This is a genomic window from Cupriavidus sp. NPDC089707, assembly GCF_044748965.1.
In the GTDB taxonomy this organism is placed as follows: Bacteria; Pseudomonadota; Gammaproteobacteria; order Burkholderiales; family Burkholderiaceae; genus Cupriavidus.
In genome coordinates this window covers 33,576-41,322 of sequence record NZ_JBIVHB010000038.1, presented here as the reverse complement: position 1 = coordinate 41,322, position 7,747 = coordinate 33,576, and the positions used below count along the sequence as shown (strand labels likewise).

Annotated in this window: 4 protein-coding genes and 6 pseudogenes; 6 read left to right on the top strand and 4 right to left on the bottom strand. The window is 62.4% G+C overall.

Annotation, left to right across the window (positions count from 1 at the left end; all coding sequences use genetic code 11):
• Together ACIP1U_RS31480 and ACIP1U_RS31475 are read left to right on the top strand one after the other, a co-directional pair.
• Positions 1 to 324, top strand: a 324-nt coding sequence (locus ACIP1U_RS31480; protein WP_400323495.1) for an FAD-dependent oxidoreductase, incomplete at its 5' end; no start/stop codon positions are given.
• A gap of 96 nt (positions 325 to 420) precedes the next feature.
• Positions 421 to 690: pseudogene (locus tag ACIP1U_RS31475) on the top strand (methyltransferase domain-containing protein); the annotation flags it as partial.
• Here ACIP1U_RS31475 and ACIP1U_RS31470 read toward each other — a convergent pair.
• Both ACIP1U_RS31470 and ACIP1U_RS31465 read right to left on the bottom strand, forming a co-directional pair.
• A pseudogene (locus tag ACIP1U_RS31470) lies at positions 686 to 859 on the bottom strand (SDR family NAD(P)-dependent oxidoreductase); the annotation flags it as partial. The pseudogenes ACIP1U_RS31475 and ACIP1U_RS31470 overlap by 5 nt on opposite strands.
• An 88-nt stretch (positions 860 to 947) precedes the next feature.
• A pseudogene (locus ACIP1U_RS31465) lies at positions 948 to 1,373 on the bottom strand (TolC family protein); the annotation flags it as partial.
• 128 nt (positions 1,374 to 1,501) lie between these two features.
• On the opposite strand from ACIP1U_RS31465, the pseudogene ACIP1U_RS31460 reads away from it, so the two are divergent.
• The 3 pseudogenes from ACIP1U_RS31460 to ACIP1U_RS31450 form a co-directional block, all read left to right on the top strand.
• A pseudogene (locus ACIP1U_RS31460) lies at positions 1,502 to 1,929 on the top strand (TolC family protein); the annotation flags it as partial.
• An 11-nt stretch (positions 1,930 to 1,940) separates the two neighbouring features.
• Positions 1,941 to 3,055 (top strand): annotated as a pseudogene (locus ACIP1U_RS31455) (efflux RND transporter periplasmic adaptor subunit).
• A 118-nt stretch (positions 3,056 to 3,173) separates the two neighbouring features.
• Positions 3,174 to 4,236, top strand: a pseudogene (locus tag ACIP1U_RS31450) (efflux RND transporter permease subunit); the annotation flags it as partial.
• Positions 4,237 to 4,268: 32 nt separating this feature from the next.
• On the opposite strand, the gene ACIP1U_RS31445 reads toward ACIP1U_RS31450, so the two are convergent.
• Positions 4,269 to 5,147, bottom strand: a complete 879-nt coding sequence (locus tag ACIP1U_RS31445; protein ID WP_400323492.1) for a LysR family transcriptional regulator — start codon at positions 5,145 to 5,147, stop codon at positions 4,269 to 4,271.
• Positions 5,148 to 5,391: 244 nt separating this feature from the next.
• Between ACIP1U_RS31445 and ACIP1U_RS31440 the strand changes: the two genes are divergently transcribed.
• Complete coding sequence (locus ACIP1U_RS31440; RefSeq protein ID WP_400323489.1) at positions 5,392 to 6,387, top strand: tripartite tricarboxylate transporter substrate binding protein; 996 nt, start codon at positions 5,392 to 5,394, stop codon at positions 6,385 to 6,387.
• Here ACIP1U_RS31440 and ACIP1U_RS31435 read toward each other — a convergent pair.
• Positions 6,384 to 7,640 (bottom strand): adenylate/guanylate cyclase domain-containing protein, encoded by a 1,257-nt coding sequence (locus ACIP1U_RS31435; RefSeq protein WP_400323486.1) that lies wholly within the window; start codon positions 7,638 to 7,640, stop codon positions 6,384 to 6,386. The genes ACIP1U_RS31440 and ACIP1U_RS31435 overlap by 4 nt on opposite strands.
• Between the last annotated feature and the right edge of the window lie 107 nt (positions 7,641 to 7,747).

Genomic DNA, 7,747 nt, shown 5'->3' with positions numbered 1-7,747 from the left:
GTCGATGGCCGCATCGTCGAGATCGCCCATCACAAGGGCCATATCACCACCGTCAATCTCGATACCCGCCGCAATGTCGCGGTCGACGTCCTGTTCGCCCATCCGCGCAACAAGCCGTCCGCAAGCCTGCATGAATCACTGGGCCTCGCCACGGTCGATACGCCCACTGGCATCGTCCTCAAAGTCGACGAGCGCCGCCAAACCAGCATCCCCGGCATCTACGCCGCTGGCGACCTCGCCACGCCCTTCTTGCCCTCGGTCACCCAGGCATCATCGCAGGGCGCGATGGCGGGTATCTTCGCCCAGCAGTCGATGGTTGTTTGAGAGCACAGATTCCTTTCTCCCGTTGCGTCGTCGCCTTCGAAAAGGTCGGCGTAGATTGGCGCGGTGAAGGACGGATCGTCGAGTCAAGGAGATGACATGGCAGAGCAAAGTGCCGATCAGGTCGGTGACTGGAATGGTCAAAGCGGGGAGCGCTGGGTCGCCAACCAGGCCCGGCTCGACGCTATGGTGGCGGTGTTCGGCCAGGCCGCGATAGAAGCCGCCGCGCCCGCGACGGGTGAGCGCGTGCTGGACATCGGCTGCGGCGCGGGCGCGTCGAGTCTGGCTCTCGCAGCCCGCGTCGGCGCAGGGGGCCAAGTGCTGGGCGTGGACATATCCGAACCGCTGATCGGCCGAGCGCGCGCGCTTCATCGCGAACATCCATCTCGACCAACTCAACACCGGGCAGCGGCCGCACTTTAGCGAGGTTGCGTATCGTGCCGAATACGCGGAAGCCCCGGGACGCAAACTTCGCAGCGGTGGCGCGGCCGATGCCCGAAGACACACCGGTAATCACGACGACTTGGGAATTGGACATGGCAGCTTCTTTCTGAATGGATAAACGGAAAATCGGGTACCTCGACGTGGCGCACCGCACTGAAAGCGCAGCCACATTCGCGGAGAGACTATTTGCCTGCAACGGCGATCGATTCGTCAGGCTGCCAGCCACCGCCCAGCGCCTTGAATGCCGCGACGGCAGCGCGTGCCGATTCCGTTTGCGCCTGGGCGTGCGCGTCTGACGCACGCAGCAGGTTTTCATCGGCCTGCAGGACTTCGATCAGACTGACGACGCCTTTCTGGTAGGCAGAAAATGAAGCGTCGCGCGCGCCGCCGAGGGAATCCACGCCTTGTGTGAGAACGGCCGCCTGCTCCTCGCGTTTGACCAGTGCGGAGAAGGCGTTTTCCACGTCTTCCGCGGCGCGTAGCACGGCGAGCCGGTACGCAGCCAGCATTTCAGCCTCTTCTCCCTTGGCCTGATCGATCTGGGCGTTGATGCGGCCGAAGTCGAACAGGCGCCAGCGAAGGCCGAGCACGCCGGCAAATTGGTTCGCGCGTCGATTCCCCCGCTCGAAGTCGGCCTCGATGCGGCAATGAACGCGCTCGACGTGATGCTCGGCGCGCTGCCGGGCACGTACCGGGCGGAGCGCTTCAGGTCCGGCAGACCGAAGGTTCGCTCGCCCAGGCAGCGCTTGCCGAATACCAGGCGTCCAAGGCCGGTGCGATCGCTACGCGGCTGGCTGTAGCTGCACAGACCGCCGATATCTACATCACCATCCGTGGTCTGCAGGCGCGCCTGAAGGTGGCCCGTCACCAGGTGCAGACGCAAGGAGAATTGCTCTCCACCATCAACCTGCTTTACGGCAAGGGGCTGGCGGCCGAGCGCTTGCGCAAGACCGCGACATCCCGGCCGCTCCGCAGATTGCGACCAGCGGATCGCCAGGTGAATTGCTGAGGCGCCGACCCGACCTCATCGTCGCAGAGCGCCGCCTGGCGGCTTCCAACGCGCGCATCGGTGCCGCCATTGCCGAGTACTACCCGAAGTTCTCGCTCAGCGGCCTGATCGGCAGCGCTACATCGGTGGGCGCCGGAAGCCTGTTCGGCAGTGGTGTGGGGCCTTCATGCTTTCGCGCCGCTTTGTTACCTCTACCGTTATTTGTGCGTTGTCGCTCGCATTGAGCGCTTGCGGCGAAAAGGCCCCTGCCGATCCGCGCACCGAGGCACCCTTGGTCCGCGCCGCGCTCGTGCAGCCGGTCGGCTCCGTATCGCGTGCATTCACCGGGGTCGTCGCTGCCAGGGTCCAGAGCGACATCGGCTTCCGCGTGCCCGGCAAGTGCTGGAACGGCTCGTGGACGCGGGACAAACCGTCAAGCGCGGGCAGCCGCTCATGCGCATCGATCCCGTCGATTTGAAGCTCACCGCGCATGCGCAGCAGGAAGCCGTGACGGCTGCGCGGGCACGCGCGAAACAAGCGGCGGAAGACGAAGCCCGCTACCGCGATCTGCGCGGAACGGGAGCAATTTCCGCCTCCGCTTACGACCAGGCAAAGGCTGCGGCCGACGCGGCACGCGCCCAACTCAGCGCGGCAGAAGCGCAGGCGGACGTTGCACGAAACGCCAGCCGCTACGCCGAGCTGGTTGCCGACGGCGACGGGGTTGTAATGGAAACGCTGGCCGAGCCGGGGCAGGTCGTCAACGCGGGGCAGGCCGTCGTAAGGCTGGCCCATTCTGGCCGCCGCGAAGCAGTTGTCCAACTTCCGGAAACGCTGCGGCCGACGATCGGATCTGTCGCGATGGCCACGCTTTTCGGCGGGGACACCACGGGCGTGCCTGCCAAGCTGCGACAACTGTCGGATGCTGCGGATCGGCTGACCCGCACCTTCGAAGCACGCTATGTGCTAGAGGGCGAACTGGCCAACGCGCCGCTGGGCGCCACCGTGACAATCCAGATCGCAGATCGGCTTGTCACCGCGCAAGGCGATCTGCAGGTGCCGCTGGGCGCAGTGTTCGATGCCGGTAAGGGCACGGGCGTGTGGGTCATCCAGGGGGATCCGGCCAAGGTGTCGTGGCGTTCCGTCACCATCGTGCATCTCGGCGACGAAGCCGCCCGCGTTGCGGGTCAAGTCAAACAAGGGGACCGGATTGTTTCGCTTGGCGCGCAACTTCTGCGTGAAGGACAGCAAGTCCGTGTGGCGGGCCAAGTCGGCAGCACTGATATCGCGGGAGCACGCCTGTGAGCCAAGGTCGCTTCAATCTATCGGCACTCGCTGCACTGGAGCGTGCTGTTACCTTGTTCCTGATCTGCCTGATCTCACTGGCGGGACTCCTTTCCTTCTTTAAGCTGGGCCGCGCGGGCTGGCCAAACAGAAGGAAGCCAGGATCGTAACGGCTTACGTTGGCCAGGGTGCGCCGCGCTTTTATCTGGCGATGGGGCCGGAATTGCCCGATCCGTCGTTCGAAGATCGTGATCCGCACCGATAGCCAGGAAGAGCGTGACGCGTTGAAGCAGCGCCTGCGCAAGGCCATCGCCGACGGCCTTGCCCCCGAGGCGCGCGTGCGGGTCACCCAGCTCGTGTTCGGTCCGTATTCGCCGTTCCCTGTTGCCTACCGCGTGACCGGCCCGGATGCGGAAACGTTGCGCCGCATCGCGGCCGATGTCCAGCAAGTCATGGACGCGAGCCCGATGATGCGCACGGTCAACAGCGACTGGGGGATGCGCGTACCGACGCTGCACTTCACCTTGCAGCAGGACCGCCTGCAGGCCGTGGGACTGACCTCCAGCGCGGTCGCACAACAACTGCAATTCCTGCTCAACGGCATTCCGGTGACAGCCGTGCGCGAGGACATCCGCACCGTGCAGGTGACCGCGCGCTCGGCCGGCGAGGTTCGACTCGACCCCGCCAATATCGCGGACTTCACGCTGGCAGGCACCAACGGACAACGCATTCCGCTCTCACAGGTGGGCAATATCGATGTGCGCATGGAAGAGCCCATCATCCGCCGGCGCGACCGCATGCCGACCATCACGGTGCGCGGCGATATTGCCGATGGGCTGCACCCGCCCGACGTGTCGACAGCCATCAGCAAGCAGCTTCAACCAATCATCGAGAAACTACCCAGCGGATACCGCATCGAGCAAGCAGGGTCCATCGAAGAATCGGGCAAGGCGACGAAAGCTATGCTGCCGTTGTTCCCGATCATGCTAGCGGTGACCCTGCTCATCCTCATGTTTCAGGTGCGATCGATTCCGGCGATGGTGATGGTGTTCCTGACCAGTCCGCTCGGCCTGATTGGTGTGGTTCCAACGCTGATTCTGCTTGGGCAGCCGTTCGGCATCAACGCGCTGGTCGGCCTGATTGCGCTTTCGGGCATCCTGATGCGCAACACGCTGATCCTGATCGGGCAAATTCAACACAACTTCGGCGGGGTGGGGTCATTTTTACATCGGCGCTAACACCCATGCGTTGCGACCCAGTCCAAGGTGCGTGCCAAGAATGGCGATGTGTCGCCCTCGCGGTAGCTCATGATGACTGGTGAGACGAAGCCCGGAGCATCGATGCCAAGATACTGCACATCGTCGCGATGCAGCCGCTGAATTGACGCAGGCACCAACGTTATGCCAACGCCCGCTGCCACCAATCCTAGAGCGGTCTGCAATTCATTGGCTTCCTGTGCCACGCACAACTCCAAGCCTTGTGTGCGGAACAGCGACAGGAGGTGGTCGGCATAGCTGGGCCGGGGGCGGGCCGGATAGATGATGAAAGGATGCGACGCCAGCAGTTTCGGCGTCAGCGCCTCGTGCCCGGACGGCACGCTGGCAGGCATCACGGCCACCAGCGGTTCGACCATCACCACTTGCTGGCGGATGGCCGGATCCTTCAGTGCGATGCGGCCGAAACCTAGGTCGATGCGGCCGGATTTGAGCGCCTCGACCTGCTCGACGGTAATCATTTCGGCCAGCCCAACCTCTACCTGCTGCTCGGACTCGCGCAATTCCCGGATCAGATTTGGCAACACCCCGTAGAGGACCGAGGGCACGAAACCAATACCGAACCATCGCTTTTCCTGGCGCCCAATGCGCCGCGCGCTTTCGATGGTTTCTTCCAGGCGCTGGGTCAATTGCGTTGTCTGCTCAAGTAGAAACCGGCCCGCTTCAGTGAGCCGCAGGCCGCGGCCGACCCGGTCGAACAGCGGAACGCCTACCTCATCCTCGAGCTGCCGGATCTGTCGGGAAAGGGGCGGTTGGGCCATATGCAGCCGCTCGGCCGCGCGCGTGACGTTGAGTTCCTCGGCCACAACGTGGAAATAACGGAGGTGTCTAAGTTCCATGCCATACCTAGGGGGTATCTATTGAGACATCATCGGTCTTGGACACCATGGACGTCAAGATTCATACTCCCTCAACGATCCTCCACTGAAACAAAAGGTATGACAGTGACGATTGATTCGATCGAATCCGGTTCCCGTACATGAAGACTCATGCGACTCCGCTGGCTAAGCATCCGTCGTCGATCCGCTGAACGGGCGACCTGCCACAAATAACCGCAAGATGCGGGAACCCATAGGGGAGACCATGAAGACGTTGTTCCGGCGGCTGGCCTGCACCGGCCGCGCAGGCGCGCTTGCCCTGGCAGCGAGCCTTTTGTTCGCAGCGCCGGTGGCGCAGGCGGCCTATCCCGACCACCCGATCCGCTGGATCGTGCCGTTTCCCGCTGGCGGTGCGATGGACAACATCGCGCGCACGCTGGGCGAAGAGATGTCCCGCACACTGGGCCAGCCGGTGGTGGTCGAGAACCGGCCCGGCGCCGGCGGCAATATCGGCGCCGAACTGGTGGCGCGCGCGCCGGCCGACGGCTACACGCTGATCATCGTCGCCAACGGCATGGCGGTGAACCCGACGCTATACGGAAAGCTCTCGTACGACCCGGTCAAGGATTTCGCCCCGGTGTCGCTGCTGGCCGTGGTGCCCAATGTGCTGGTCGCCAACAAGTCGCGCCGGCAGGAAACTACCGTCAAGGACGTGATCGCCCATGCCAAGGCGTCCCCTGGCAAGTACACTTATGCCTCAGCCGGCAATGGCACCTCGATTCACCTGGCAGCCGAGCTTTTTACCTCAATGGCTGGTGTCGACATGCTGCACATCCCATACAAGGGCAGTGGTCCGGCCATGACCGACCTGCTGGGCGGCCAGGTGGACTATATGTTCGACAGCATCACCTCGGCCAAACCGCAGATCGAGTCGGGCAAGCTGACTCCCATCGCAGTCACCACCGCCAGGCGATCCAGCGCGTTGCCCAATGTGCCAACCGTGGCCGAAGCCGGACTGCCGGGCTATGAGCTGTCGCCATGGTTTGCCGCCTTTGTACCAGCAAAGGCACCACAGTCCGTTATCGACACGCTGAATCGCGCGATGCTGGAGGCATTGCGCAAGCCGGCGGTTCAGCAGCGCCTGGCTCAGATTGGGGCGGAACCGATTGGGAGCACGCCTGCTGTGCTGCGCGACCACTTGGTCAAGGAGACCGAGAAGTGGGGCGCGCTGATCCGCCAGCGCGGTATACGCGCCGACTAAAAGACTTGTGCTATTGGGATGGTGGAACCACTTCGGCCAGTCAGGAACCACGTATGAAGTGTGCCTAAGCCTTTCGCCTCAATGGCTCCCCGCTCTTCCACAAGGAACTGTCTTCCAAGCAAGCGCCGCGTGGCATCCGTCAATTGCACGCGCCCGGCGACACCATGAGATTCCATCCGGCTGGCAGTGTTAACCGCATCACCCCATAAATCGTAGATGAACTTCCGTTTGCCAATAACGCCAGCGACCACTGGGCCGCTATTCAGTCCGATCCGCATCTGCAATTCGAAGCCCCTGCGCTGATTGAATAACTCGAGCGCCTCGATCATATCCAGGGCCATATGCGCAGCTCGAATCGCGTGATCCTCTGCTGGCTTCGGCAGCCCGGCGGCAGCCATATATGCGTCCCCGATTGTCTTGATCTTTTCGAGACCCCGGTCGTCCGCAATCGTATCGAATTCGGCGAAGACTTCGTTGAGGATTGTCACCAACTGCTCAGGACTCATGCCAGCCGAGAACCGGCTAAATGCGACAATGTCCGCAAACAAGACCGTGACTGCAGGAAAGCTGTCCGCGATAATTTCCGGAATGGTGTTGGCGATCAAGTCTGCACGTGTCTTCAGCCGCTCCGCGATGGGATAAGGCAGAAGATTGAGCAGCAACCGTTCGGACAGTTTCTGCTCGGAGACGATTCTGTCGTAAAGCTCCTGGAGTTCGTCGCGCTGACGACGGATCAGCTCCCCGCTTGCACGCAGTTCTTCATTCTTGCTGGCTATCGCTTCCTCGGCGCGCTTCTTTTCAGTGATATTGCGGCCTTCCGGAAGCAGGAATACCACGTTGCCGTCCGAATCCTTGATGGGTAATAGTGAGAAATCAACGATGATGGTTTCCTCGCCCATTGACTGACCGTAGACCTCAAAGTCGCACCGGACGAACTCCCCCTGGCTTGCACGGAGGATCAATTCGCGCAGCATTTTCCGTGTCCCGCCCGATATGTCCCACCATCGAGCTTCCCAGAACGGCTTTCCGCGAATGTCGTCCATGCATATGCCCACTGCCTCCAGAGCTGCCCGGTTTATTTCAAGCATGTTGCCGTGCACATCCAGCAGGCCGACGAACTGGTACATCGCGTCCAGCATGATGCGCGCCAGCTTCTCCTGCTTGGCGCCGAAGTCATCACTCGCAGAAAGCGTTACATCACGCACGCGAAGCCCTTCAGAGTTGGCGGACACTCGACGCTTGGTGATAGTCATGCTTCACCTCTCAACCTGCCAACGCGTGCGCTGCAGAGCACAGGCACCTAAATGCAGTTCAGTACCGTTATAGGCGCCGGACTCGCGAGCTGATAAGGTCTGTCGCT